The 24,916-nt window shown below is 66.3% G+C and carries 25 protein-coding genes; 11 read left to right on the forward strand and 14 right to left on the reverse strand.

Annotated features, from left to right (window positions below; genetic code table 11):
• From Q8T13_18825 to holA, 9 genes are all read left to right on the forward strand, one after another.
• On the forward strand, positions 1-223 hold a 223-nt coding region (locus Q8T13_18825; protein MDP3719820.1), incomplete at its 5' end, for a 4Fe-4S dicluster domain-containing protein.
• Between the two features lie 66 nt (positions 224-289).
• A complete protein-coding gene (locus Q8T13_18830) occupies positions 290-964 on the forward strand; it encodes a lysophospholipid acyltransferase family protein (GenBank protein ID MDP3719821.1) in 675 nt (224 codons plus the stop codon).
• Positions 965-1,307: 343 nt separating this feature from the next.
• Positions 1,308-1,820, forward strand: coding sequence for an RNA polymerase sigma factor (locus Q8T13_18835; protein MDP3719822.1), 513 nt, complete (start codon positions 1,308-1,310; stop codon positions 1,818-1,820).
• Between the two features lie 8 nt (positions 1,821-1,828).
• Positions 1,829-2,164 carry a hypothetical protein gene (locus tag Q8T13_18840; GenBank protein ID MDP3719823.1) on the forward strand — a complete coding sequence of 112 codons (336 nt, stop codon included), beginning with the start codon at positions 1,829-1,831 and terminating at the stop codon, positions 2,162-2,164.
• A 10-nt stretch (positions 2,165-2,174) separates the two neighbouring features.
• On the forward strand, positions 2,175-3,113 hold the full coding sequence (locus tag Q8T13_18845) for a hypothetical protein (protein ID MDP3719824.1): 939 nt from the start codon (positions 2,175-2,177) through the stop codon (positions 3,111-3,113).
• A gap of 305 nt (positions 3,114-3,418) precedes the next feature.
• Complete coding sequence (locus Q8T13_18850; GenBank protein ID MDP3719825.1) at positions 3,419-4,345, forward strand: histone deacetylase; 927 nt, start codon at positions 3,419-3,421, stop codon at positions 4,343-4,345.
• A gap of 18 nt (positions 4,346-4,363) precedes the next feature.
• Positions 4,364-6,802: a leucine--tRNA ligase gene (gene leuS, locus Q8T13_18855; protein ID MDP3719826.1), complete on the forward strand. Its 2,439-nt coding sequence runs from the start codon at positions 4,364-4,366 to the stop codon at positions 6,800-6,802.
• 10 nt (positions 6,803-6,812) lie between these two features.
• Complete coding sequence (locus Q8T13_18860) at positions 6,813-7,364, forward strand: LptE family protein (GenBank protein ID MDP3719827.1); 552 nt, start codon at positions 6,813-6,815, stop codon at positions 7,362-7,364.
• On the forward strand, positions 7,361-8,347 hold the full coding sequence (gene holA, locus Q8T13_18865) for a DNA polymerase III subunit delta (protein ID MDP3719828.1): 987 nt from the start codon (positions 7,361-7,363) through the stop codon (positions 8,345-8,347). The genes Q8T13_18860 and holA overlap by 4 nt, the downstream gene beginning before the upstream one ends.
• Positions 8,348-8,370: 23 nt before the next feature.
• Here the strand turns inward: holA and Q8T13_18870 are convergent, their stop codons facing one another.
• From Q8T13_18870 to Q8T13_18910, 9 genes are all read right to left on the reverse strand, one after another.
• A complete protein-coding gene (locus Q8T13_18870) occupies positions 8,371-10,986 on the reverse strand; it encodes an ABC transporter permease (protein ID MDP3719829.1) in 2,616 nt (871 codons plus the stop codon).
• Positions 10,986-11,300 (reverse strand): helix-turn-helix transcriptional regulator, encoded by a 315-nt coding sequence (locus Q8T13_18875; protein ID MDP3719830.1) that lies wholly within the window; start codon positions 11,298-11,300, stop codon positions 10,986-10,988. The genes Q8T13_18870 and Q8T13_18875 overlap by 1 nt, the downstream gene beginning before the upstream one ends.
• Before the next feature lie 139 nt (positions 11,301-11,439).
• Entirely contained in the window at positions 11,440-11,700 is a 261-nt protein-coding gene (gene rpsT, locus Q8T13_18880) for a 30S ribosomal protein S20 (protein ID MDP3719831.1), read from the reverse strand.
• A gap of 50 nt (positions 11,701-11,750) precedes the next feature.
• Positions 11,751-12,437 (reverse strand): lytic transglycosylase domain-containing protein, encoded by a 687-nt coding sequence (locus Q8T13_18885; GenBank protein MDP3719832.1) that lies wholly within the window; start codon positions 12,435-12,437, stop codon positions 11,751-11,753.
• Between the two features lie 57 nt (positions 12,438-12,494).
• Positions 12,495-15,185 (reverse strand): alanine--tRNA ligase, encoded by a 2,691-nt coding sequence (alaS, locus tag Q8T13_18890; protein ID MDP3719833.1) that lies wholly within the window; start codon positions 15,183-15,185, stop codon positions 12,495-12,497.
• Positions 15,186-15,220: 35 nt separating this feature from the next.
• Positions 15,221-15,676 carry a regulatory protein RecX gene (locus Q8T13_18895; GenBank protein ID MDP3719834.1) on the reverse strand — a complete coding sequence of 152 codons (456 nt, stop codon included), beginning with the start codon at positions 15,674-15,676 and terminating at the stop codon, positions 15,221-15,223.
• Between the two features lie 127 nt (positions 15,677-15,803).
• Positions 15,804-17,009: a type IV pilus twitching motility protein PilT gene (locus tag Q8T13_18900; protein ID MDP3719835.1), complete on the reverse strand. Its 1,206-nt coding sequence runs from the start codon at positions 17,007-17,009 to the stop codon at positions 15,804-15,806.
• 19 nt (positions 17,010-17,028) lie between these two features.
• Complete coding sequence (locus Q8T13_18905) at positions 17,029-17,991, reverse strand: branched-chain amino acid transaminase (GenBank protein MDP3719836.1); 963 nt, start codon at positions 17,989-17,991, stop codon at positions 17,029-17,031.
• A 93-nt stretch (positions 17,992-18,084) separates the two neighbouring features.
• Positions 18,085-19,074 (reverse strand): serine/threonine-protein kinase, encoded by a 990-nt coding sequence (locus tag Q8T13_18910; protein MDP3719837.1) that lies wholly within the window; start codon positions 19,072-19,074, stop codon positions 18,085-18,087.
• A 25-nt stretch (positions 19,075-19,099) separates the two neighbouring features.
• On the opposite strand from Q8T13_18910, the gene Q8T13_18915 reads away from it, so the two are divergent.
• Both Q8T13_18915 and Q8T13_18920 read left to right on the forward strand, forming a co-directional pair.
• Entirely contained in the window at positions 19,100-19,834 is a 735-nt protein-coding gene (locus Q8T13_18915; GenBank protein ID MDP3719838.1) for a 16S rRNA (uracil(1498)-N(3))-methyltransferase, read from the forward strand.
• A gap of 116 nt (positions 19,835-19,950) precedes the next feature.
• The gene (locus tag Q8T13_18920) at positions 19,951-20,634 is read left to right on the forward strand and encodes a DUF1028 domain-containing protein (GenBank protein MDP3719839.1); all 684 of its coding nucleotides are present in this window, start codon (positions 19,951-19,953) and stop codon (positions 20,632-20,634) included.
• 37 nt (positions 20,635-20,671) lie between these two features.
• Here Q8T13_18920 and Q8T13_18925 read toward each other — a convergent pair whose 3' ends face one another.
• The 5 genes from Q8T13_18925 to grpE form a co-directional block, all read right to left on the reverse strand.
• On the reverse strand, positions 20,672-21,067 hold the full coding sequence (locus tag Q8T13_18925) for a hypothetical protein (protein ID MDP3719840.1): 396 nt from the start codon (positions 21,065-21,067) through the stop codon (positions 20,672-20,674).
• Positions 21,068-21,283: 216 nt separating this feature from the next.
• On the reverse strand, positions 21,284-22,144 hold the full coding sequence (locus Q8T13_18930) for a sigma factor (GenBank protein ID MDP3719841.1): 861 nt from the start codon (positions 22,142-22,144) through the stop codon (positions 21,284-21,286).
• A gap of 118 nt (positions 22,145-22,262) precedes the next feature.
• The gene (locus Q8T13_18935; protein MDP3719842.1) at positions 22,263-23,168 is read right to left on the reverse strand and encodes a 50S ribosomal protein L11 methyltransferase; all 906 of its coding nucleotides are present in this window, start codon (positions 23,166-23,168) and stop codon (positions 22,263-22,265) included.
• Complete coding sequence (gene dnaJ / locus Q8T13_18940; GenBank protein MDP3719843.1) at positions 23,161-24,282, reverse strand: molecular chaperone DnaJ; 1,122 nt, start codon at positions 24,280-24,282, stop codon at positions 23,161-23,163. The genes Q8T13_18935 and dnaJ overlap by 8 nt, the downstream gene beginning before the upstream one ends.
• Positions 24,279-24,809 (reverse strand): nucleotide exchange factor GrpE, encoded by a 531-nt coding sequence (gene grpE, locus Q8T13_18945; GenBank protein MDP3719844.1) that lies wholly within the window; start codon positions 24,807-24,809, stop codon positions 24,279-24,281. Before grpE ends, dnaJ begins: the two co-directional genes overlap by 4 nt.
• Between the last annotated feature and the right edge of the window lie 107 nt (positions 24,810-24,916).

Consider the following 24,916-nt stretch of genomic DNA (forward strand, 5'->3'; position numbering starts at 1 on the left):
CGTGTGCCACAGCATTTGTGGGCCCGAGTACGGCCACCCCTGCGTCCGGTTTTGTCCGGCGAACGTTTACGAGATGGTCGACAACGGTGCTGGTGGACTCAAGCTGCAGATCAACGCGTCGAACTGCGTGCACTGCAAGACGTGCGACATCATGGACCCGTACGGCGTCATCACCTGGGTCGCTCCTGAAGGCGGGGAAGGCCCCTCCTACGACGGGATGTGAACGATTAGGGTGCCTAAGGTGCCTAGGGTGCCTAGGGTGCCTAGGGTGCTACCCTTCTGCTAGCTGATGGTCGAAACTCCCGATTGGCGCCAGTCGCCGCGCAAGCGCGCTGAAGTGGCTACGATCGCCACGCTGGGGTATCCCGTCGTTCGGGCGTTGACCTCGACCTGGACCTGGAAAGTAAGCGGCGCTGAGCACGTCGACGCCATCACCGCGGCCGGCCATCACCCCATTCTCGCCTTGTGGCACGGTCGCATCCTGGCCGCAACGCCCTACTTTGCAAACCGCGGCATCGTCGCCATGGCCAGCGAGAACTTCGATGGCGAGTGGATCGCGCGCCTGCTCGGCAAGTTCGGCTACGGTGCCGCCCGAGGTTCGACCTCCAGGGGCGGTCCTGCGGCCCTCAGGCAGCTTGTAAGGGACGTGAAGGCCCACGGAGTGGCCTTTACCGTGGACGGCCCACGTGGGCCCGCAGAGGTCGCCCAGGCCGGTGCCGTGTGGCTGGCCAGGGCCACCGGCCAGCCGCTGCTGCCGTTCCACTCGGAGGCGGCATCCAGCTGGACTCTGAGGAGCTGGGACCGGACACAGATTCCGAAGCCGTTCACGACCGTGGCGATGGCTATCGAGCAGCCGATCTACGTGCCGAGGGACGCAGACACCGACGCCCTCGAGACATGCCGGCGTAACCTCGAGACTTCGCTCAAAGCCGCGCAGTCAGAGTGCCAGAAGTTGTTGGCCTAGCGCCCGCCTTGGCGGAGTCTTGGCGGGGCCGCAGATTTCGCAGATTCACACAGATACCGGGCGGCCCGACGCGGAGCTTCGCTCCCGCGGACCGAGCAGGCAAAACTCAGAAACGAGAGTGGCGGTGCTCAAGAGCACTCTCGTTTCTGAGTTTTACCTGCTCGGTCAGGCCGGTTGGGAGAACACCAACCGGCCTGCGTCGGGCCGCCGTGTCTTGTGTCACTTGGCGGTCGCCTGGTTACTGTAATCGGTGACCAATCGTGTTTAATCTGTGGCTGTCTTCCCTGGCCAGTGGCCCGGTGAGAGGTTTGGCCCTGGCCGGCGTTCTTAGTAGTAGAGACACATGACGCTCGACCCGGAGGCGCTCTTCGTCGCAAATCAACCACGCTTGTTCAGGTATTTCCTGCGGGCGGTGGGACAGGTCGAGACGGCCCGTGACCTGACGCAGGACGTGTTCCTGAGAGTGAGCCGGACAGCGGTCCCGCAGGCTCCGGACGGCGAGGTCAGGGCATGGCTCTTCCGCATTGCCCGGAACCTCGCGCTCGACCACTTCCGCAAGCACGGACGGCAACAGAACCTTGCCGCGGTGGTAGACGAGGGCGCGCCGCCGTCGCAGGAGGTCGCACTGGCAGTGAACGAGGCGCTTGCCTTGCTGCCTGACCTCGACCGTGACGTGTTCCTAATGCGGGAGATGGCGGGACTGGGATACGAGGAGATTGCGCGTGCCTGCGAACTGACGCCCGACGCCGTACGCTCGCGCATCCACCGCGCACGACTGCAGTTGCGTGCGCGACTGGCGACCCCCATCGCAACAAGACGGACAATCCCGATGCGGCTGTCCGGCCGCGAACCTTGAGAGTTCACATGAGCAGCCCACACGACGTGATTTCCGCGTTTCTGGATGACGAACCGTTTGACTCGAGCCAGCTGGCTCAGGCTCTCAGCGAGCCGGACGGCCGCGCGCTGCTGCTCGATCTGCTGGCCTTACGCCACGTGGTGCAGCCGGGCAAAGAGGCCACCGCGTTCGAGCGGCCCGCGGGTCGGCTGGGGCCGCGAACTTTCATTGCGGCAGCCGCGGTGGTTGTCGCCCTCGTCGGAGGCTATCTGCTCGGCGAGCGCCGGGCTGGGATGACCGATGCGACGGCGCCTGCCGCGACGAGAGTCGTCGACGCACCCGCCGCGTGGCAAGAGCTTCCGTGAGGAGGATGCGATGAGAAGGAGTGCCCTTTGTCTGCTGTTCGTCCTGGCTTCTGCCGACGTCGCGAACGCGCAAACTTACCAGGATCTGCGGATTCAGCTCGAGGCGTACGTGTGGTGGCCAGACGGAGGCGAGAAACCGGCCGGCGTCAGCAGAAACACGGGCCCGGTGGTCATCGGCGCTCCGGCGCGAAGCACCTTCTCGCTTGGAGACGCGTGCGACAGGTTTCAGGTGAGTTCCGACGACTCTGTGATCGACGGTGCGGTCACCGTCTGGAAGATCGAGACCACCGCCGTTCGTGTCGTTGGCAACGCCGTAACGTTCCGACTGCGGTGGGTGCGCCTGGCCGTGGGCCTGCAGATGGAGCAGTATTCTTTCGAGTCCGGAACCGGAACCCGGATCCCAGAGGAGGTCGAGCTAACGCTACGTCCAGGGGAGTCGTGGCCAGTCGATCCTGTGCGAGTCCCGCCAGGGGCAAAGACGACTCATGGACGGCCTTGCGCCGGCGAAGCGTCGATTCGGGTCTCGGTGGAGAACAACCCCTGGGAGGAAGAGGAGCGTCGCCTGGTCGTGGCCGACCTTTGGCTGGTCGAGCGGCTTCCGGACGGCGGTGAGGCGCAACGCGGCGGTCCGATCTCCGTGAGGGGGTTGCCCAATCGCCCCTTCCGCTTCTACTTCGACAGCATCGTCGAATCGAAGATCGCACTCGATCTGTACGGCATTCTCGTGGCGCGGCTGGGGACCGATGCAATATTCGTTACCATCGAAACACGTAGCCGCTGGGCGCCCGGTCCGCAGAATATTATGGGGCCGCAGCAGTCAGTGACATCAGATATCGAGGTGAAGCCGGCAGAAACCGTCGAGATCCGCCTGCCGCTGCTCGGTGATCACGCCGGCCCATTTGCCAAGCGCGCCTATTCGATCAGGATCCGCGTGCGCCAGCTCCGCTGACCTGCCGGCCGGGCGGCCGCCTTGGCGGAATTCGACGGGCCACAGATTCCGCAGATTCACACAGATGCTGAGGCGGCCCGACGCGGAGCTTCGCTCCCGCGGACCGAGCAGGTAAAACTCAGAAACGAGAGTGGCGGGCTCAAGAGCACTCTCATTTCTGAGTTTTACCTGCTCGGTCAGGCCGGTTGGAAGAACACCAACCGGCCTGCGTCGGGCCGCCGTGTCTTTGCGTCGCTGAGCGGTCGCCTGCTTGAATCGGTGTCTAATCGGTGTCTAATCGGTGGCTCTTTGGCTACGCTATAGAGATGCCGCTCGTCCTCGTCAGCTCGACCCGGTTTGTCGATCACGTCACGCCTGCGGGACACCCGGAACGGCCGGAACGCGCTGAAATGCTCGCGGCCGTGGCCGCTCGCTTCCGCGATGCCGGCGGAACCGTGCTCGAACCGCGGCCGGCGACCGACGACGACCTGGCGCGGGTCCACACTCGTGAGCACATCGCCGGCATCGTCGCCGTCCGTGGCCGTGCCACGATGATCGACGAAGACACGTTTACGTCGCCCGATTCCGACGACATCGCGCGCCTCGCGGCCGGTGCCGTCCTGACGGCCGTGGACCACGTGCTGGACGGCCCTGCCGGGACGCGCGCCCTGGCTCTCGTGCGGCCCCCTGGCCATCACGCTGAGGCCGGAAAGGCGATGGGCTTTTGCCTCTACAACAACATCGCCGTCGGCGCCGCCTACGCGCGGTCGCGCGGCCGGTCGCGTGTGGCCATCGTTGACTACGACGTGCACCACGGCAACGGCACCCAGGCGATGTTCTATGAGGATCCGACCGTGCTGTTCGTGTCGTCGCACCAATACCCGTTCTGGCCGGGGAGTGGGGCGGTCAGCGAAACCGGGCGGGGCGTTGGGGAGGGCTTCACACTGAACGTGCCGCTCACCATGGGCGATAGGGACGATGTGGTGGAGCGCAAGTACGCGGAGCAGGTCCTGCCGCGGCTTCGCCAGTTCAAGCCGGAGCTGCTGATGATCTCGGCGGGCTTCGACGCGCACGAGCAGGACCCGCTGGGACAACTCCGCATGACCACCGCCGGCTTTGCGCGCCTGACCCAAGCGCTGTTGGACGTCGCTGGCGAAGCTTGTGAGGGCAGGGTCGTCCTGGTTACCGAAGGCGGATACGACCTGGAGGCTCTTTCAGAGAGTCTAGATGCGGTGATTGAGGTCTGTCGGTAGTAAAATCGACGGATCACCGTGGCTGAATATCATCCCCAAGACCTCGACAAGAAGTGGCAGCAGCACTGGGCCGACACCCAGGCGTTTGAAGTCACCGAAGACCCTTCGAAGCCCAAGTTTTACTGCCTCGAGATGTTCGCGTATCCCTCGGGACATGCGCACGTCGGTCACGTCCGCAACTACATCATCGGCGACGTCGTCTCGCGCCTGAAGCGGCTGCAAGGCTTTAACGTCCTGCACCCGTTCGGGTGGGATGCCTTCGGCCTGCCGGCCGAGAACGCCGCGATCAAGAACGGCATCCATCCCGAGACGTCGACGCTCGACAATATCGCGCACATGAAGGGGCAGTTGCAGCGGCTGGGCATCAGCTACGCCTGGGGCCGCGAGTTGGCGACCTGCCTGCCGAACTACTACCGCTGGAACCAGTGGTTGTTCACGCGCATGTTCGAGAAGGGCCTGGCCTATCGCCGCCGCTCGACCGTGAACTGGTGCCCGAGCTGCAACACCGTGCTGGCCAACGAGCAGGTGGTCGACGGCGCCTGCTGGCGCTGCGGCACCAAGGTGACGCAAAAGGACCTGGAACAGTGGTTCTTCAAGATCACGCACTACGCGGACGACCTGCTGCACGCCGCCGAGGGCCTGTCGAAGTGGCCCGAGAAGGTGCTGACCATGCAGCGGAACTGGATTGGGCGGTCTGAAGGCGCCAAGGTCCGGTTCCCGATTCAGGGGGAAGACGCGTCGATTGAAGTGTTCACGACCCGCATCGACACCATTTTTGGCGCCACGTTCATGATGCTGGCGCCCGAGCACGCCCTGGTCAACTCGTTCGCCAAGGAATCGGCCGACGAACAGGCTTTCATGGAGAAGGCGCAGCGTTTCCGGTCGCAGGATCGGGCCGGCCGCCTGACTGGCGAAGTAGAGAAGGAGGGCTTCTTCACCGGCCGCTTCGTCATCAACCCGTTTACGAACAAGCCCATTCCGATCTGGGTCGCCAACTACGTGCTCGCTGAGTACGGCACTGGCGCCGTGATGGGCGTGGCGGCCCACGACGATCGCGATCGCGAGTTTGCGACGAAGTATGGCCTGCCCATTGTCCCGGTCGTGAACGACGAGGACGTGCTGATCGACTCGGGCAAGTACAGCGGGAGGTCCGCGCCCGAGGCCATGAAAGCCATCACCGCAGAAGCCGAGGAGCGGGGCATTGGTGAAGGCACCGTGCAGTTCCGGCTGAAGGACTGGGGCATCTCGCGCCAGCGGTATTGGGGCACGCCCATTCCGATGATTCACTGCCCGGTTGATGGGGTGGTGCCGGTTCCGGATGACCAACTGCCGGTGACGCTGCCCAACATCACCGAGTTCACCGGCCGCGGCGACTCGCCGCTGGTCAGCGTGCCGGAGTTCGTGAACGTCACGTGCCCGAAATGTGGCGGCCCGGCCCGGCGCGAGACCGACACCATGGACACGTTCGTCGATTCGTCCTGGTACTTCTACCGGTTCGCCGACGCCCACAACGACCAGATGCCGTTCGACCCGAAGAAGGTCGCCTACTGGTGCCCGGTTGACTTCTACAGCGGCGGCGTCGAGCACGCCATCCTGCACCTGATCTACTCGCGCTTCTTTGCCCGCGTTTTCCATGACCTGGGCATGACCGAACACACCGAGCCGTTCACGCACCTGCTGACGCAGGGCATGGTGCTGAAAGACGGCGCGGTGATGTCGAAATCAAAGGGCAACGTCGTCGATCCGGATTCGATGATCCAGAAGTACGGCTCCGACGCCCTGCGGCTCTATGTGATGTTCGTCGCCCCTCCCGAGAAGGAAGTCGAATGGTCCGACTCGGGCCTCGAGGGCAGCTTCCGCTTCCTCGCCCGGGTGTGGCGCGCCGCCGACCAGTGGCGCGAGCAAGTGGTGGCGAGCGGCGGCGGGGCGATCGACCACGCCGGCCTGACCGCCGCCGAGCGCGGCCTGCGGCGCAAGACGCACGACACCATTCGCCGCGTGACGCAGGACATCGACGTCCGCCAGCAGATGAACACCGCCGTGTCGGCCATGATGGAGCTGGTCAACGAGCTCTACGCCTTCACCGATAAAGGCGAGCGGTCGGCGCAGGCACCGAAGGTGGCGCGCGAGGCCATCGAAGCGCTGATCGTGATGCTGTCGCCGTTCTCGCCGCACACCATGGAAGAGCTGTGGCAGACGTACGGCCACCAGGACGGCCTGGCCGGAGCCTCGTGGCCGGCGTTTGAGGCCGCTGTGGCCAAGGCCGAGGAGTTGGAGATCCCAGTACAGGTCAACGGCAAGCTGCGCGGCCGGGTGGTCGTGGCGGCAGATATCGACGATCAGGCCCTGGAGGCGCTGGCGCTGGCGGACCCGAACGTCCAGGCGCATATCGCCGGCAAGGTCATCAAGAAGGTCGTGATCGCCAAGGGTCGCCTTGTCTCGGTGGTTGTGGCCTAATATTCCGAAGATGATGGTTACCAGACGACAGGCGTTGCGAGCGCTACCGGTGATGGCCGCCGGCATCGGGGCCGCGTCATGCGGCTACGCGCTGGCCGGCCGGGGCTCGTTCCTGCCGGAGTACATCAGGACGCTCGGCATCCCGATGTTCGGCAACACCACGGCCTTTCCGACCATCGAGCAGGTCCTGACGCAGAAGGTCCGTGAAGAGTTCCAGGCCAGCGGCCGCTACGAAGTGATCCCATCCGACGGCGGCGCCGACGGCATCGTCCGCGGCGAGATCACGTCGGTGTCGACCCAGCCGGTCGGCCTGAACGACGCGCAGCTGGCATCGCGCTATCGCTTCACCATGGTCGCCAAGGTCGGGTTCGAGGACGTGAAGCAGCAGAAGACGCTGTGGGAGAACGCGGCGTTGTCGTTCTCTGAAGAGTACGACCTCGGTTCACCGACCAGCACCGCGCAGGATTTCTCAGCCATTGTCGGCGGCAATCGCGCCGCGTTCGATCGCATCGCGACCGACTTCGCCAAGTCGGTGGTCAGCGCCATTCTCGAGGCCTTTTGAGCTCCGTCCTCGAGGTCCGCAAGCAGATCAAGTCGGGCCAGACGGCGCCGCTCTACCTGCTCGAGGGCGACGACCTGCAGTCGCGACACGACCTGGCGCTGGAGTTCGCCGCCGTCGTCGACGAAGGGCTGCACGCGTTTAACGTCGAGAGCCTCTACGCGAACGAAGCCAGCAACGCCGCCGGCCGTGATGGGCTCATCGGCAACATCCTGTCCACCGCCCGGACCCTGCCGATGATGTCGCCGCGGCGCGTGATTATCATTCACGAGGCCGAGACCCTGCTGTCGCCGAAGCGGGGCGCCAAGGACGAGGACGAGTTGCCGGGCCTTGGCGATGCGAAAAAGGGCAAGCGCGGCACGACGCCGGTGGAAGAGCTCGAAGCCTATTTCGAGAAGCCCGAGCCGATGACGACGCTGGTGTTTGTCGCGGGCGGGTTGGACGGCAATCGCCGTCTCGTGAAGTTGCTTCGCAAGAAAGCCGACTGCGTCGACTGCGGCTCGCTCGACTCGCCTCGAGACGCGGCGCTGTGGATTCAGAAGCGCCTCGAGAAGGACGAGCTGACGATCGAGCCCAAGGCGCTGTCGCTGCTGCTCGATACGACCGGCCTGAGCCTGGGGCGCATTCGCGCGGAGATCGAAAAGCTGGTGCTGTATGCGGCGGGGGAATCGGTGCTGACCGCCAATCACATCCGCGACCTGGTGATGCCGCAGAACGAGCCGGGCGAGGACTTCGCGCTGGGCAAGGCGATCTGGAACGCCGATGCTGCCGGCGCGTTGCGCGAGATTGCCGCGCAGATTGATGCCGGGGCGCAGCCGCCGATGATCCTGGGCCAGATTCGCGCGGCGGCCATTCGCCTGCGGCCCGACACGCGCGTCAAGAACAGCCTCGACGCGGTGTTTCGCACCGACCTGGCGATCAAGTCGTCGGTCGGGGCGCCACGGTTTCTGCTGGAACGGCTGGTCGTCGAGATCTGCGGGCGCTGATCAGGCGGGTCTGAAGCCCGCCTCTACTCCACCCGCAGCGATTCGCACGGGTCGGCATTCGCCGCCCTCCGGGCCGGCACATAGCAGGCCAGTGCCGCCACGGCGAGCATCAGCGCAGCGGCTCCGCCGATCGTGGCGGGGTCGGTCGGTGCGACGCTGAACAGGAATCCGCGAAGCAGCCGCGCGCCTCCGATGACGCCCGCCAGCCCGACTGCGACCCCAGCAGCGGCTACCATCAGGCCGCGTTTCACGACCAGCTGAAGGATGTCGAGCCAGGCCGCGCCGAGCGCCATGCGGACGCCGATCTCCTTGCGGTACTGCGACGCGATCGTGCTGAGCACGCCGTACAGGCCGGCCGCGGCCAGCAGCAGCGCCAGGGCCGCGAATCCCGTCAGGACGAACAATGCGAAGCGGCGCGTGATCAACGTGTTGTCCACGAGCTCCGCGAGCGTGGCCGTGCGATAGAACGTCTGCAGCGGGTCGAACGCCCACACTTCCCGCTGGGCGGTGTCGATCAGGGCCGCCGGATCCACGCTGGTTCTCGCCACCACCGTGATCGATCCGGTCGGGAACTGTGCGAACGGCAACAGCACCTCGGCGCGCGGCGCCTCGTCCAGGCGCTCGTGGCGCAGCGCCGGCACCACGCCGACAATCTCCATCGTCACGGGTTTCCCCTGCCGGGTCATCTCGAGACGTTGTCCGACCGGCTCGATGTCTCTGAGGTAGCGCTCGGCGAAGGCTTCACTCACCACCGCGACCCGGGGCGAGGCCGACCCGTCTCGGTCGTCGAGCAGCCGCCCCTTCAACGGCCGGACGGCCATGACCGAGAAGTAGCCAGGCGAGGCGACGTTGTACGAGGCGCGAATTCCCTCCCCCGGCGGCGGGGCCGGTTGATCGACCAGTCGCATGGCCCCCTGGGTGTCGATGTTCGACTCGATGAACGGCATGGCCTGGACCACACCGACGTGCTGGACGCCCGGGATCGAAGCAATGGTGGCGGTGAGGCGATCGTGGAAGGCACGCAGTCCGGCGGGGCCAGGGTTGCGATCCCACGCGAACAGCTGCATGACCATCACGTTGTGGCGATCAAATCCCGGCTCGACGTCGAGCAGGTTGACGAAGCTGCGCAGCAGCAGGCCGGTGCCCGACACGAGCATCAGCGCCAGGGCGACCTCGGCAATGACAAGGACGGATCGCAAGTTGCGCTGCGATCGATCACCGGTCATCGTGCGATGTCCTGGTGCCTGCAGACCAAGCCCGGACAGCCGGATCGCCGGCACCAGCCCCGCCGTCAGGGTCACGCCGACGGCCAGGAGCACGGCAAAGCCGATCGCCCAGCCATCGACATGCAACGTGTCGATCCACAGCACCTCGCGAGGACCGTAGGTGGCGAGCGACCGCATCGCCATGTGCGCCAGGAACAGCGCCCCGGCCGATGCCACGGACGCCAGGAGCAGGGTCTCGACGAGCAACTGGCCGACCAGCCGTCTGCGACTTGCGCCGAGCGCGATTCGGAGGGCCAGCTCCTGCTGCCGCACCGCGCCGCGAGCAAGCAGTAGATTCGTGACATTCACGCAGGCAATCAGCAACACCGCGATCACGGCGCCGCCGAACAACGTGACCGCCGGCCGGGCATCGCCCACGAGGTGCTCGCGGAGCGTGATCACCTCGGCGCGCACGCCCTTGTTGGTGCGGGGATTCGCTGTCTCGATCTGCGCGGCGATGGCATCCATCTCGACGCGCGCCTGTGTCAGCGACACCCCGTCCCTGAGCCGGCCGGTCACGCTCCAATAGCCGCCGGTGCGAATGCGCGGCTCGAACTCCTGGATCACTTTCGCGACGTACAACCCGGTTTGTCCCGGCACGTCCTCCTGGAAGTGCGGCAGGAAATCGTCGGGCAGGATCCCCGCGACCAGGAACTGGCCGTCATCAAGAGGAATCGTCTTGCCGACGATGGCGGGATCGGCATTGAAGTGGGACCGCCAGAAGCGAGCGCTCATGACCGCGGCCCTGGCGCCGCCGCGCGTGTGCTCCTCCGGAACGAAGAAGCGGCCCACCTGTGGTGTGATGCCGAAGGTTTCGAAGAAGCCTTCGGTGACGAGCACCGCCCTGACGACTTCAGGACGTTCTCCGCCAGTGTAGTCAAAGCTGTAAGGCTCGACGCCCGCCAGTTTCGTGAAACTCGTGGCGCGCTCACGCCAGTCGAGGAAATTGCCCGGCGCGACATCGCTTCGACCAGCTGCCGAGGGCAGTCGCTCCCAAACGGTCACGATACGCTCGGGCTCGTGGTACGGCAGTGGCCGCAGGAGGATCTGCGACACCACGCTGAACGCTGTGACCGAGGCGGCCATACTGAGCGCAAGAATGCCGACGGCGGTGACGGCGAATCCAGCCTGCTGCCGCCATTGCCGGAAGCCGTGCCGCAGGTCGTCGATCGCCTGCAGATCGGCGATCTCTCGCTGGCGGATCCAGAAGGCGTCGCTGAAGGCCCCGAGCGCATGCCGCACCAGGGGGGCGTGCGGGTCCGACACCGATGCCAGTTCGGCCGTCCACTCGCGCCGCCAGTCGTCGCGCAGGCGCGCGGGTACCAGGAGGGCGGCGAGGTCGATCAGGCGGTACGCGCGTGACTGGGGCGTCATCAACCCTCGCTTTCAACCGGACGCAGCAGCTTGGTCCCGGCGACAGCCAGGCCCCGTGCCCGTGCCACCGCCTCACGGGCCATGGTGCCGCCGCCGGCCGTCAGTTCGTAGTACCGCCGCGCCGGGCGCTGCTGCTTGCGGGCAACGCCCTCCTTTTCCCACCGTGAGCGCACGAAACCTTCGGCGTCGAGACGCCGGAGAATCGGGTACACCGTTCCGCTTGGTAGGCCGGTCGCGTCCATGATGTCGAAGCCATGGTGCCGGCCATCGAGCAAGGCCTGGAGGACAAGGGCAGTGGGGTAGGTCAGCCGCATGGCGTCTATATTAATCTACCTATGTAGACTTAGACGCAGGTCACCGGCGAAAGGTTGGTCGGCGAGCCTGATTGGGGGGAGGAGTCAGGCGGCACTAAAGTGCCGCCCTTCTGGCACGGACGGGTCTAGCGACCCGTCCCTACTTCGCGGCTTTGGCGGCGAGGCGCGACTTCAGGCGCGACGCGGTGTTCTTGTGAATGATGCCCTTCGTGGCCATCTTGTCGACGAGCGACTGCAGCGTCTTCAGCGCAGCCTTGGCGCCTTCGACATTCTTGTCGTCGAGTGACTTCCGGACAGCCTTCAGGCCGGTGCGGAGCTTGGAGCGCAACTCACGGTTGTGTTCGCGCCGCTTCACGTTCTGCCGATTGGCCTTCAGGGCCGACTTGTTTCTCTTCGCCACGTCACAGACCTCAATCTCAAAGGGATGCTAAACACGTAATCATAGCACCCTCAGCGCCGACTGACCAACTCGTAGGCGCCAGAGGCCGGGGGCTTGTTCGAATAGCGGGCGACCGGCTTGCCGTTCACCAGTTCCATCCATTTGTAGATGGCGCTGGGCGGGGCCGAGGGGGCCGCACCGGTGATTTTCTTGACGTAGTTCTGGGTCTCCTTGAAGGGCGGCACGTCGCCGTACTTCTCGACGTTCCCCATGCCGGCGTTATACGCGGCCAGGGCCAGTTCCACGTTCTGGTTGTAGCGGTTGAGCAAGCGCTTCAGGTAGGTCACCCCGCCCCGGATGTTCTGGTCGGGCTCGAATGGGTTGGCGACGCCCAGTTCGCGAGCGGTGGCCGGCATCAGCTGCATCAGGCCCATGGCCCCCTTGGTGGAGACCGCCGAAGGGTTGAAGGCCGATTCCACCTGGATGACGGCGCGAACCAGGTCTGCCGACACGCCCATGCGCTGCGAATGCTCGTTGATCGAGCTGTCGTACAACGCGCTTTTCTTGACGGCGAGAGGCTTGGTGGCGCGCACGCCGGACGAGCCGGGGACCTCATACGTGCTCATGCCGCCGCGATCCTCGCGCGGCCGATCCGACAACACCAGCTTGCCGTCGGCGTCGCGCCAGGAATAGATCTGCGCGAATGCCGGCGAAGCCAGGCCGAGGGTCAACGCGAGGATAAGGAGGCTGCCTTTCAAGGACCTTTAGTCTACCTTATCGGCGACTTTGGTCCGGAAGCACAGGCCTCGTCCGCGTCAGGCCCCCAGCAGCTTCTCCGTCAGCAGTCGAGCTTCCTTGAGCAATTCCGCTATCTTCGCCGGCTCTTTGCCGCCGGCCTCGGCGAAGTCGGCGCGGCCGCCCCCGCCCCCGCCGACGATGGGGGCCAGCTGCTTCACCAGTTGTCCGGCGGGAGCCTTCTTGGCGAGATCGGGAGTCACCGTGGCGATGAGCGCCACCTTGCCGTCGGGCATGGCGGCGGCCAGCACGACGACGCCGCTCTTGAGGCGCGACTTCAGGGTGTCGGCCAGGGCGCGGAGCGATTCCTTGTCGACGTCCTTGACCTCGCGCGCGATGAACGTCGCGCCGGCGATCTCCACCTGGTCGTCATCCTTGGCGCCACCACCGCCACCCAGGGCCAGCTTGGTCTTGAGCTGCTGGTTCTCCTTCTGCAGGCGGGTCACCAGCTTGCCCTGCGCATCGAGCCAGTGCTCGAGTGGGCCCGGAGGTGCATACGCGCGCGCCACATTCAGATCGCGAATCGCGCCTCGCGCGAAATCGAGTGCGCCGAGGCCGGTGAGGGCCTCGACGCGCCGCACGCCGGCGGCGACGCCGGACTCCGCGGTGATCAGCAACGAGCCGATGTCGCCCGTCGCGCGCACGTGCGTGCCACCGCACAGCTCGGTGCTGAACGAGCCATCGCCGACGGCCACCACGCGGACCTTGTCGCCGTACTTCTCGCCGAACAGCGCCATGGCGCCCGACGCAATCGCCTCCTGCGTATTGCGCACGGCCGTGTTGACGGTCTCGTTCTTCAGGATCGCCGCATTGACGATGCGCTCTACTTCGGCGAGCTGCTCGGGCGTCGGCGCCGAGAAGTGCTGGAAGTCGAAGCGCAGGCGATCGGGAGACACGAGGGATCCCGCCTGCTTGACGTGCGGGCCGAGCACCTTGCGCAGCGCCGCGTGCAGCAGGTGCGTGCCCGTGTGGTTGCGGCGCGTGGCATCGCGCAGGCTGGTGTCGACGTGCGTCGAGACCAGGTCGCGCAGCGCCAGCCGGCCCTCGATGTTCTCGACGCGGTGCAGCCGCGGCAGCCCGGGACCGAGTCGCGAAACGCCGGTGACGCGCGAGCGCTGGCCCGAGGCGGGCTCCATCCAGCCCTGGTCCGACACCTGGCCGCCAGCCTCCAGGTAGAACGGGGTCTTGCCAAGCGCCACGTAGCCGTTCTCGCCGGCCTCGAGTGACGTGACCGACGTCTTCTGATCGTTGAACAGCGCCAGGACCGGCACGCCTTTCAGCGCCGTGTCGGCGTAGCCGTCGAAGTGATCGCCGACGGCGCGGAGCTCTTCGCGCTCGTCATCGGACATGAAGGTGAAGTCGTCGCCCTTCTTGCTGTCGAAGGACCCACCGGCGCGCGCCTTGACGCGCTGGCCCTCCATCGCCGCGTCGAACCCTTCGGCATCGAACCGCAGGCCCTGGTTGCCCGCCAGGTCTTCGATGAAGTCGCGGGGCAGGCCGAAGGTGTCATACAGCTTGAAGGCCTCGTCGCCCGGCACGACCGTGGTGGTCCTGGCGGCGCGTTCGAGGACCTCTTCGAGGCGGGGGAGGCCGCCGGTCAGCACGGCGTCGAAGCGCTCTTCTTCGCTCTTGATCACCAGCACGACCGCATCGCGACCGGCCTTCAGCTCCGGGTAGGCGCCGCCCATCTCGCGCACCACGACGTCGGCCAGCGAGAACAGGAAGGGCTCGTGCAGGCCGAGCTTGCGGCCATGGCGCATCGCGCGACGCATGATCTTGCGCAGCACGTAGCCCCGCCACTCGTTGGAGGGCACCACGCCGTCGGCGATCAGGAAGGTGGCGGCGCGCACGTGATCGGCGACGACCCGCATCGAGACATCGGTGGCCGACATCGACTTGCCGTACTGGTGTCCCGACTGCTCGCCGATCGCGGTTAGCAGCGGCATGAACAGCGGCGTGTCGTAGTTCGACATGGTGCCCTGCATGACCGCCGAGATCCGTTCGAGGCCCATGCCGGTGTCGATCGAGGGCGCCGGCAGGGGCGTCAACGTGCCCTGGTCGTTGCGCTCGAACTCCATGAACACGTTGTTCCAGATTTCAACGAACCGCTCGCTGCCGGATTCGACGTCAACGACGAAGTTGCCGGTACCGGAGACCTGGGTGCCGCGGTCAACGTAGATCTCCGAGCAGCGGCCGCACGGCCCGGTGTCGCCCATCGCCCAGAAATTGTCGGCCATCCCCAGCTCGCCAATGTGGTCGGCGGGCACGAAGTCGAGCCAGCGCTGGTACGCGTCCTCGTCCCGGGGAATGCCCGGCGCCCCCTTGAACACCGTCACGTACAGCGTCGCCGGATCCAGTTTCCATTCCTTGGTCAGCAGGTTCCACGCCAGCTCGATGGCGTCGTGCTTGAAGTAATCGCCGAACGAGAAGTTGCCGAGCATCTCGAAAAAGGTGTGGTGGCGCAGCGAAGGCCCGACGTTGTCGAGGTCGTTGTGCTTGCCGCTGACGCGCATGCACTTCTGCGACGTGGCCGCGCGCGCGTAGTCGCGCTTCTCGCGGCCGAGGAACACGTCCTTGAACTGGTTCATCCCGGCGTTGGTGAACAGCAGCGTGGGGTCGTCGCCGGGCAGCAGGGGGCTGCTGGGGACCACGCGGTGGCCGTGATGTTCGAAGTATTTCAGGAAGGAAGCGCGAATCTCCGCCGGATGCATCGCTCTATTGTAAGCCCCTTGTCTCGCCGAAGCGCCTAGCGCGAAGGCGGACGGAGCCGTTTCATGATGGCGTCGAAGGCAAACCCCTGGGCGGCGAGGCCGCGGACGATGCGGGCGCGGCCTTTGTCGTCGAGATCCTTGGGGGTTGTGCCGCGCAGGCGCCGCTCCAGGGCGCGATCGAGCAGGGCCCCTTCGTCAACCTCCTCGAACACTTCGTTGACGGCCGATTCGGCGACGTCGCCGTCGATGCCGAGCGAACGCAGCTTCTGGATGACGCGGGCCCGGCCGCGGTGGCGGACGCTACTTTCCAGCCGGGCGGCGGCCAGCGCCACCCGCCGATCGTTCACCGTGCCGTCCTGCCGCAGCCGTTCCACGGCCGCCTCGATCTCGTCGTCTTCGAACTCGCGGCGGGCGAGGCGCGTCCGGATCTGTGATTCGGACAGCTCCCGGCGCGAGAGCATGGTCAGCGCGGTGAGATAGGCGTCAGCCACGATCTGATTATCCGCCTAAAGGCGGATGCTACATCGATGTGGTGTCCGGCTTTAGCCGGACCATACCGCCATGTGGTGTCCGGCTTCTTGACCGGCCGTAGCCTTGGCGAAGGCTGTTAGCCGGACCTCACTGTCCGAACCGGGTAATCTCCGGCGGCTTGGGCGCCGGCTTGGCCGCCGCGGCCGCGCCCGGCTTCGCGCCGGGCCTGGCCGGGCTGGCGAAGATGGTGCCGGCCATCTGGTCGCGCGACATATCCGCGGTGTTTGAAATGCCCTGCACCCGCAGCTTGAACTCGTCCACGTTCGAGGCCCAGCGCAGCGCCTCGTCGTAGCTGATCAACTCTTCCTGGTACAGGCTGAAGATCGACTGATCGAAGGTCTGCATGCCGTACTGTGACGTGCCCTGCGCGATGGCGCCGGCAATCAGGTGCGTCTTGTCCTTGTCGACGATGCAGTCCTTGATGAACGGGGTGGCGACCAGCACCTCAACCGCCGGGGCGCGGCCGACGCCGTCCTGGCGCGGAATCAGGCGCTGGGCGATGGCCGCCCGCAGCACCGACGCCAGTTGCAGGCGGATTTGCTTCTGCTGGTGCGGCGGGAAGACCGAGATGATGCGGTTGATGGTCTCGGTCGCATCGAGCGTATGCAGCGTCGAGAAGACGAGGTGGCCGGTCTCGGCGGCGTGCATCGCCGTCTCGATGGTTTCCATGTCGCGCATTTCGCCGACCAGGATCACGTCCGGGTCCTGGCGCAGGGCGCTGCGCAGCGCATAGGCGAACGACCGCGTGTCGACGCCGATCTCGCGCTGGTTGATGATGCACTGGTTGTCGCGGTGCAGGTACTCGATCGGGTCTTCGATCGTGATGACGTGCGAAGTGCGGGTCTTGTTGATGTAGTCGATCATCCCGGCCAGCGTCGTGCTCTTGCCGCTGCCGGTGGTGCCGGTCACCAGCACCAGGCCGCGCTCTTCCTCGGCAATCTTCTTCAGCACGGGCGGCAGGCCCAGTTCGTCGAGGCTCTTGACGTTGACCGGAATGACCCGCAGGACGCAGCCGATGGTGCCGCGCTGCTGGAACACGTTGCAGCGGAAGCGCCCCAGGCCGGGGACGCTGTACGCCAGGTCCACTTCCTGCGAGTCCTTGAATTTCTGGCGCTGGGCGGTCGACATGATCGACGCGGCCATCTCGACCAGGTCTTCGTGATTGAGTTGCTTCTCCGCCGACACCGGGGCCAGGTGTCCGTGGATGCGGGCCATGGGGTAGCTGCCGACCTTCAGGTGCAGGTCGGAGGCGCCCTTCTCGACAGCGAGTTTCAGCAGGTCGTTGACGTGCATCGGTCCCCCAGATTGTTGACTAGCTGGCCTGGCCCGCCGAAGCCTCGGCGAAGGCGGCAACTCCTACCGGCGTGAGCCAGTTGTGCGTGTCGGGCAGTTCGCCGCGGAGAATGCCGAAGAACCGCTGTTGCAGGGCTTCGGTCACCGGTCCGCGCTGGCCGTTGCCGACGGTGATCTTGTCGATCGAGCGAATGGGGGTGATCTCGACCGCCGTGCCACAGAAGAACGCTTCGTCCGCGAGGTAGACAAACTCGCGCGGGAGGGACGTTTCCCGCACGGTGAAACCCAGGTCGGCGGCGAGCGTGATGACCGTCTCGCGCGTGATGCCCTGCAGCACGGACGAGCCGAGCGAGGGGGTATAGATCACGTTGTCCCGCACCAGGAACAGGTTCTGCCCGCTGCCTTCGCTGAGCAACCCGCTCTCGTCGAGCGCGATCGCGTCGGCGTAGCCGTCGAGCACCGCCTGCATCTTGATGAGGGCGGAGTTGGCGTAGTTCGCCGTGCCCTTGGCGAGCGCCGGCAACGTGTTTGGCGCGAGACGGGTCCACGAGCTGACGCCGACGTCGATGCCGTGCTCCAGGGCCTCGGCGCCCATCATCAGGCTCCATTCCCAGACCACGACCGAGGCGTCAACCGGGCACGGCCGCGGATCGAGCGTCAGCGAGTCGTAGCCGCGGTAGACCAGCGGCCGGATGTAGCAGCTCTTGAAGCCGTTGACGCGGACCGTGTCGAGCACCGCCTGCGAGAGCTCGGCCTGCGACCAGCGCGGCTCCATGCGATAGACGCGGCACGAGTCCATCAGCCGGCGCATGTGCGGCTCGAGACGGAAGATGTTGGTGCCGGTCTTCGAGTCGTAGGCGCGAATGCCCTCGAAGACGCCGGTGCCGTAGTGCAGCGCGTGTGAGGCGACGTGGATGGTGGCGTCCTGCCAGTCCACCAGCGACCCGTTCATCCAGATTTTGCCGGTTCCCGCAAATGCCATGATGGCGGATTGTACTCCGGGCTGAGGTCCGCCTGAAGGCGGCCGCCACATGTGGCGGGGCAGTCGTTGGTGGAGGCAACCCTTCCGGGTTGCCTACTGGCGTTCGGAGCAGAAGGGACAGACGTCGGCGCGGGCCGCCAGGGCCTTGCCGCACTTCCAGCAGAACTTGGCCTGCACGGTTTCGCGTGCCTTGAGGCGGGCCTGGATGTCCTGGACCTCGTCCGACGCGGTGCTGGCCGCACCCGGGGCCGGCCGCCAGGGACGCCGGCCCGCCGGGCTTGGGGCCGGTTGACGGGCCGCGAGCACCGCATCCAGCAGGTCCGAGGCGCGCTGGTAGCGCGACGGGATGTCGGCGGCGATCGCCTTCATCACGATGTCGCTGATCGCCTTGGGCAGCTTCGGGTTCTTCAGCTTCGGCGGCGATGCCAGTTCGCCGCGCATCAACTTGTCGAGGTCGGCCGGCATCGGCGTGTCGTACGGGAGCACACCGGTGAACATCTGGTACATGGTCACGCCGAGCGAGTAGATGTCCGAGGCAAACACCGCCTTGCCCTGGAACTGCTCGGGGGCCATGTACGGCGGGCTGCCGATCACCGTCGTGCCATGTGCCGCGATCTCGAGGAAGCGCGAGGTGCCGAAGTCGGCGACCTTGATCAGCCCCTGCCCGGTCACCAGCACATTGCCCGGCCGCAGGTCGCGATGGATGACGCCGTGCTTGTGCGCGTGGTCCATCGCGTTGCAGATCTGGCAGGTGTAGTCGAGCGCGCGGGCGAGGTCCAGCGTGCCATCGCGATCGATCACGGCCTCGAGCGTGTCGCCCGGCACGTACTCCATCACGATGAAGAACACATCGTCTTGCTTCTCGGCCGTGAGCACCGTGACGATGTTGGGATGGCTGAGCGTGGCCAGCAGGCGGGGTTCGCGGAGCAGTTCGCTGAAGTCGATGTTCTGGCGATGCGGGACCTTGATCGCCACCTTCTTGTCGATCCAGGTGTCTTCGGCGAGGTAGACGCTGCCAAAGCCGCCGCTGCCAAGAGGGGAGAGGATGCGGTACTTCCCGACCGTTTGTCCGCGAAAGAACATCTGTGCGCATGAGTATACTCTCCGCGTGCGCCCGCGTTTCTACGTGCCCGACCTCGATGCTGCCGCGGCGAGCGTGCCGGTGCCCGACGATGAGGCCGAGCATCTGGTGCGCGTGTTGAGGCTGGGGATCGGGGCCGAGGTGGAGGTGTTGGACGGCCGCGGCGGGTTGTGGCGGGCCGAAGTCGTCGAAGCGGGGAAGCGGTCGGCCTCAGTGCGCGCGATCGAACCAGTCGCGCCGGCGCCGGAGATCGGCCTGCCGATCGACTTGGTCATCAGCGTGCTCAAGGCCGACAAAATGGACGACGTTGTTCGCGACGCCGTGATGCTGGGCGCCACCGGCATTCGCCCCGTGGTGAGCGACCGCAGCGAGATCACCCTGTCGACCGTGGAGAAGAGCCAACGCGTGGCGCGGTGGCAGCGCATTGCCGTGTCGTCGGCCAAGCAGTGCGGGCGGGCAGTCGTGCCGATCGTGGCGCCCGCGCAGACGCTGGCCGGCTACTTCGCGCAGCCGGTGGACGCCGTGCGGCTGGTCTGCGTCGAGCCTGCTGCCGGCGGGGGCACACGACCCGTGCAGGAGATTCCCAAACCGGCTGCGGCGCATGTGATAGTGGGCCCAGAGGGCGGGTGGACGGCTGCCGAACTGACGGCGGCGCTAGCTTCCGGGGCGATGGCCATGTCGCTTGGCGGCCGCACGTTGCGTGCTGACGCGGCGCCCCTGGTGGCATTGACGGCCTTGTTAACGACCTGGAGTGAACTGTGATGAGAGTCAAAGGGCGGGTAGGGCTGGTAGGGCTGGTTGTGGCGTCCGGCTTCTTGACCGCCGGAGCCTCGGCGAAGGTGGTTAGCCGGACCGTTCTTGCCCAGGACCCGACTGGCATGCCGCCACCGGTGGCGACGTTCTCCATTCTCGGGTATGACCCGGACACGGGCGAGGTCGGTGGTGCCGTGCAGTCGCGCGTGTTCTCGCTGACCGGCGTGCTGACCGCCGATGCCGACGCCGGCGTGGTCGCCACGCAGGCGATTGTCGATGTGAGCTACGGACCGAAAGGCATCGCGCTCTTGAAGGCCGGGATGAAGCCCGACGCCATCATCAAGGCCATCTGGGAGAGCGACCCCGATCCGCAGCCCGAACGCTGGACCAAGCAGGGCCGCCAGTTTGCCGTGATCGATCTCCAGGGCAACACCGCCGTGTTCACCGGGCCCAAGGCCAGCACGTGGGCGGGGCACAAGCAAGGCAAGTTCAGCACCGCGCAGGGCAACATCCTTGCCGGTCCAGCGGTGGTCGAGGGGATGATCAAGGCGTTCGAGGAAACCAAGGGCCACCTCTCCCTGCGGCTGATGGCGGCGCTCGATGCCGGCCAGGCCGCCGGCGGCGATACCCGCGGCATGCAGGCCGCATCGATGGTGATCGTCAAGAAGGGCGGCGGGGTGTGGCTGAACAACGACACCGTGCTCCGCTTCCAGGTGGACGACAGCCCTGATCCGTTCAAGGAGCTGCGACGAGTGGTCGAGAACTGGAACGCCGCGCGCGAGAAGGGCAGCCAGCGGCCGGTGAAGTGATCGCCAGGGCACTCGCCGTGCATCCTCCTGGATGGTGTTAGCTGGTGAACTGCAGTTGTCGAATCAAGTCCTGGAACGCCGGGACCGCGCGGAGCGGGTCAAAGCGCGGGTCCACGCCGATCCAGATCGCTGACGGCAGGCGCGCCTCAACCGATTCCTGCAGCAGGGAGAGGGCGCGGTCGCTGCGTCCGCGTGCCAGTTCGACAAACGCCAACCGATCCGGTGACAGCCGCCGGTTGGCATAGGCGGTCGCGCTATCGCGCGAGGCGTTGGGCTCGAGTTGTAGTGCCACCCTCGACTCGGCCAATGCCGGCTCGAGGCGGTTGTTCGCCATCAGCAACTGGGCAGTAGCTGGTGGACTCCACACCGGCGGCGTGATCGACGGGGCCTGGGGTTCGAGGGGGCGAACGATCCATGGGCGTGTCGCCGGCATCCTATCCGATTCAAGGCGGGGATATCCGGTGGGCCATCCACAGGGCAAGTTGCACACGCCCTTCAACGTCCGCCTTCCGGCACGCGTTGGCTACGTGCTTCTTCACGGTGCGCTCCGCGATGCTAAGCGACTCGGCGATGCGCTTGTTGCGCCATCCGAGCGACACCGCCATGGCCACGCGGTGCTCTTGTGGCGTCAGTATCCCGCTGGCCTTCGTCACAGGGCACACTCGTGGTCACGCGCCGCGCCGATCCACGCGTCGAGTGACTCGCGCGTGACGCCGTCGCGTTCGAGTGCGTGGCGGACGGTTCGTAGCAACCGTTCGCAGCGCCGGTACAACGGTCTTGCTTCCCCCAGCCCGTCCTCCGCCAGCGCCGAGACGGTCGCGTCGTCCACATAGCGCCGGATCAGAAGGTGCTGGTCGGTGGGGGGCAGTGACCGCAGGGCCCGCTTGAGCAGGATCAAGGTGCGCTGGCGGTCGCGGGCGGCTTCGGCGTGCGCCTGGAGGTCGACCGGAGGCTCGCAACGGTGCTGGTCGACCAACTCGGCGGGCACGAATGTTCGTCGTGGCCGTTTGGGCAATTGCTCGTGAAGGCCCGCGAGTCCGGACCAATCTGAGGCGGGGTGAGCCGTACGAAACCAGCATTGCGCCTGATCCAGGGTCATGCCGTCGCGGCGAACCAGGCGATCGAACAGCACGCCGGAGGCGCCCAGTTGCCGGGCGGCGACACAGGGCCGCCAGCGTCCCCAGGAGCGGTTGCGCAGGTCGAGCAGGAGATGATGCGCGATGCGGGTGAGATAGGTTTCCAGAGTGCCCTGGGCCCGGAATCGCCGGATGATTCGGCCTTGTCCTGCGGTGATCTTGAGCCACAACTCAGACTGCAACTCGGCGGCATCGTCGCTGGTCAGGCGGAAGCGCCTGGCCGTGTGGGCAATGGCCCGGTCAACGGCGTCGACGCAGAGGCGATGCAGCTCGTGGGGATGGGGACTGACCGGGGTCGGAACCTGGGGCCGGTGGGCCACGTTGACCGCTGGAAGCCGCTCGCCCGATGCCGCCTTGAGTGCTGCTAACGCCAACAGAACCTCCTTGGGGTGACCTTTGGGGCAGGTCACTTTGGTCGCATAGGAGGAAACGCCGGCCGGGCCGAAACCGAACAGCTGGCGGAAAAATAGTTGGGCTGGCGCGGAGGGACGACTAGCGGGGCCGGCTCAAACGGAGGGCCTGCCAGTTGTCTTCCGCCAGGCGCTGGGCTTCGGTGAACCCCGGGAAGGCCGCGAGCACGGCATCGATCTCGGTGTGGTCGAAGCCGCTGAGGATCAGGCATCCGCCCCGCTTCACCAGCACGGCAATTGCCGCACCACTCGAGGTCAACATCCCGCCGGTGAGGTTTGCGAGCACCAGGTCGGCGGCGGCGGGTGGCGAGGTGCGGAAGTCTGACACCTCGAAGGTGATGGTGTCGGGCAGCGTGTTCATGCGCGCGCTCGACTCCGCCGACTGAATCGCGTCGGCGTCGACGTCGATCCCGACCGCGCGACGCGCGCCGCTGAGCGCGGCGGCCATGGTCAGCACGCCGGAGCCGGTGCCCAGATCCAGCACCGTGAGGTCCGAGACATCCAGGTCAGACAACAGCCGCAGGCACATGCGGGTCGTCGCATGATGGCCCGTGCCGAACCCCATTGACGGCTCGATCACGATCACCGTCGCATCGACATCGGCGGCCGGCAGATCCCACGGCGGCGCGATGATGAAGCGCCCGGCGTGGATCATGGTCAGGGTGGCCTGCGAGCGGGCGGCCCAGTCGTCGTCTGGCAGGTCGACCGATTCGATGGCGAGATCGGGCAGCCCCTCGCGAATGGCCGCGGCGGCCTGGTCGCGCTCGGTCGCGTCGTTGAAGCAGATGTTCCAGTGCAGCGGCGTCGGGGGCGGATCGGGAATGGGCGGGTAGGTCGGATCCCACAGCCCGCCCGGCGGCAACGGCCGCTCGGCGAGATCGTGGATGGCGACCGGTGAGTAGTCGGTGAGGACCGCGGACACCATGTCTTCAGAGTCGTCCACGACGCTGGCCCGGAGAACCAGCGCCGGCCAGGTGCGATTACCCAAAAATGTCCTTCACCTTACCGAAGATGCCGCGGTCGTCGTCTTCGCGGGCGTCGGGCTTGACCTTCTGCTCGGGCAGCGTCTCGGCGAGTTGCTCGAGCAGCTTTTTCTGTTCCTTCGACAACTTCTTCGGCGTGACAGCGGTGACGGTCACGAGAATGTCGCCGCGGCCGCGGCCCGAGACGTCGGGCATGCCCTTGCCGCGCAGGCGGAAGGTGGTGCCGGTCTGGGTGCTTTCGGGAATCTTGACGGTCTCGTCGCCGTCGAGGCCCGGTACCTTAATTTCGCCGCCGAGCGCGAGGGTCGTGAACGCGAGCGGCACCGCGCAGTGCAGATCGTTGCCGTCGCGCTGGAAGAACTCGTGATCCTGCACGAAGATCACGACGTAAAGATCGCCGGTCGGTCCGCCCTGCGTGCCCGATTCGCCTTCGCCGGTCAGGCGCAGCCGCTGCCCGGTGGCAATGCCGGCCGGGATCTTCACGGTCAGCTTGCGGGTCTGCTCGGTCGTGCCCGTGCCGCGGCAGGTCTGGCACGGCTTGGCGATCACCTTGCCGGCGCCCCGGCACTGGCTGCAGGTGCGGGCCATGGTGAAGAAGCCCTGCTGAAAGCGAACCTGGCCCGCGCCGCGGCAGCCGGGGCAGGTCGTGGGCGAAGTGCCCGGCGCCGCGCCCGACCCCTTGCAGCTGTCGCAGGTTTCCTGGCGCGGAATCTGGATGTGCGTTTCGACGCCCTTGGCGGCCTGCTCGAACTTGATCTCGAGGTCGTAGCGCAGGTCCGAGCCGCGCTGGGGCCCGCCGCGGCGTGAGCCGCCAAACCCGAAGATGTCGCCGAGGCCGCCGAAGATGTCTTCGAACCCGGAGAACTGCGACGGGTCGAAGCCCTGCGGACCGCCACCGACGCCGGCGTGACCGAACCGGTCGTAGCGGGTGCGCTTCTCGGCGTCGCTGAGGATGGCGTAGGCTTCGGCCGCTTCCTTGAACTGCTCCTCGGCGCGCTTGTCGCCGGGGTTGCGGTCGGGATGGAGCTTGAGCGCCAGGCGCCGGTAGGAGCTCTTGATCTCCTGGTCCGTGGACGTCTTCGAGACTTCGAGGATCTCGTAGTAGTCGCGCTTGCTCACGATGCTTTCGCGACCTTCACGATGGCTGGGCGCAGCAAGCGTTCCCCGAGCTTGTAACCCCTGGCCAGCACGTCAACCACTTCGCCGTCGCGAGCGCCGGCCACTTCCTCGTACGCCACGGCCTGGTGGAAGTGCGGATCGAAGTCGGCGCCGAGCGCCTCAATGACCGTCACGCCGCGCTTCTTGAGCAGGTCGGCGAGTTGCCGCTGGATCAGTTCCAGGCCGGCCTTGTATTGCTGCGCCTCGGGCGGCGCGTCAGCGGCCAGCGCGCGGTCGAAGTCGTCGGCAATCGCCAGCACGTCGTTCAAGACGTCGGCGGCCGCCCACTCGATCATGTCCTTGCGGTCGCGGTCGACGCGCTTGCGGAAGTTGTCGAACTCCGCGGTCTTGCGCAGCAGGCGGTCGTGCAGGTCATCGCGCTCGCGCTTGATCGCTTCGGCGGGCGTGCCCGCATCGGGCGGGTCGAGCGGACCAGCGTCGGTCGCAGGACTGTCAGGGGATTGTGGCTCGTTGGTTTCGTCGCTCATTGCGGGTTGCTTGTTAGTTGACAGTTGAAAGTTGGTAGTTGGTAGTTGGTAGTTGAATTTGAAAGTTGCAGTTCCAGTTGCAGTTGCAGTTTCAGTTTGCGGTTTCA

It is taken from the genome of Acidobacteriota bacterium (assembly GCA_030697165.1).
Taxonomy (GTDB): domain Bacteria; phylum Acidobacteriota; class Vicinamibacteria; order Vicinamibacterales; family UBA2999; genus 12-FULL-67-14b.